General features: G+C 50.6%; 2 protein-coding genes. Both read left to right on the top strand.

Annotated features, from left to right (window positions below; all coding sequences use genetic code 11):
- The first annotated feature begins 284 nt into the window (after positions 1 to 284).
- Positions 285 to 839, top strand: coding sequence for an aminoglycoside N-acetyltransferase AAC(6')-Ib4 (locus tag ACOTX3_RS25975; protein ID WP_003159191.1), 555 nt, complete (start codon positions 285 to 287; stop codon positions 837 to 839).
- Positions 840 to 933: 94 nt separating this feature from the next.
- On the top strand, positions 934 to 1,566 hold the full coding sequence (locus ACOTX3_RS25980; protein ID WP_000186237.1) for a type B-3 chloramphenicol O-acetyltransferase CatB3: 633 nt from the start codon (positions 934 to 936) through the stop codon (positions 1,564 to 1,566).
- Positions 1,567 to 1,719: the final 153 nt, after the last annotated feature.

Raw genomic sequence — 1,719 nt, forward strand, 5'->3', positions numbered from 1 at the left:
CCTCGGGCATCCAAGCAGCAAGCGCGTTACGCCGTGGGTCGATGTTTGATGTTATGGAGCAGCAACGATGTTACGCAGCAGGGCAGTCGCCCTAAAACAAAGTTAGATGCACTAAGCACATAATTGCTCACAGCCAAACTATCAGGTCAAGTCTGCTTTTATTATTTTTAAGCGTGCATAAAAATATATCATCATGAACAATAAAACTGTCTGCTTACATAAACAGTAATACAAGGGGTGTTATGAGCCATATTCAACGGGAAACGTCTTGCTCGTACAGCATCGTGACCAACAGCAACGATTCCGTCACACTGCGCCTCATGACTGAGCATGACCTTGCGATGCTCTATGAGTGGCTAAATCGATCTCATATCGTCGAGTGGTGGGGCGGAGAAGAAGCACGCCCGACACTTGCTGACGTACAGGAACAGTACTTGCCAAGCGTTTTAGCGCAAGAGTCCGTCACTCCATACATTGCAATGCTGAATGGAGAGCCGATTGGGTATGCCCAGTCGTACGTTGCTCTTGGAAGCGGGGACGGATGGTGGGAAGAAGAAACCGATCCAGGAGTACGCGGAATAGACCAGTCACTGGCGAATGCATCACAACTGGGCAAAGGCTTGGGAACCAAGCTGGTTCGAGCTCTGGTTGAGTTGCTGTTCAATGATCCCGAGGTCACCAAGATCCAAACGGACCCGTCGCCGAGCAACTTGCGAGCGATCCGATGCTACGAGAAAGCGGGGTTTGAGAGGCAAGGTACCGTAACCACCCCAGATGGTCCAGCCGTGTACATGGTTCAAACACGCCAGGCATTCGAGCGAACACGCAGTGATGCCTAACCCTTCCATCGAGGGGGACGTCCAAGGGCTGGCGCCCTTGGCCGCCCCTCATGTCAAACGTTAGACGGCAAAGTCACAGACCGCGGGATCTCTTATGACCAACTACTTTGATAGCCCCTTCAAAGGCAAGCTGCTTTCTGAGCAAGTGAAGAACCCCAATATCAAAGTTGGGCGGTACAGCTATTACTCTGGCTACTATCATGGGCACTCATTCGATGACTGCGCACGGTATCTGTTTCCGGACCGTGATGACGTTGATAAGTTGATCATCGGTAGTTTCTGCTCTATCGGGAGTGGGGCTTCCTTTATCATGGCTGGCAATCAGGGGCATCGGTACGACTGGGCATCATCTTTCCCGTTCTTTTATATGCAGGAAGAACCTGCATTCTCAAGCGCACTCGATGCCTTCCAAAAAGCAGGTAATACTGTCATTGGCAATGACGTTTGGATCGGCTCTGAGGCAATGGTCATGCCCGGAATCAAGATCGGGCACGGTGCGGTGATAGGCAGCCGCTCGTTGGTGACAAAAGATGTGGAGCCTTACGCTATCGTTGGCGGCAATCCCGCTAAGAAGATTAAGAAACGCTTCACCGATGAGGAAATTTCATTGCTTCTGGAGATGGAGTGGTGGAATTGGTCACTGGAGAAGATCAAAGCGGCAATGCCCATGCTGTGCTCGTCTAATATTGTTGGCCTGCACAAGTATTGGCTCGAGTTTGCCGTCTAACAATTCAATCAAGCCGATGCCGCTTCGCGGCACGGCTTATTTCAGGCGTTAGCCACCAAGAAGGTGCCATGAAAACATTTGCCGCATATGTAATTATCGCGTGTCTTTCGAGTACGGCATTAGCTGGTTCAATTACAGAAAATACGTCTTGGA

Source organism: Enterobacter cloacae complex sp. IR5384, from assembly GCF_049237265.1.
Classification (GTDB): Bacteria; Pseudomonadota; Gammaproteobacteria; order Enterobacterales; family Enterobacteriaceae; genus Enterobacter; species Enterobacter cloacae.

Excerpts from the sequence above, each read along its gene's own strand:
- ACOTX3_RS25980 (WP_000186237.1), top strand. The coding sequence starts at position 934 with ATGACCAACTACTTTGATAGCCCCTTCAAAGGCAAGCTGCTTTCTGAG.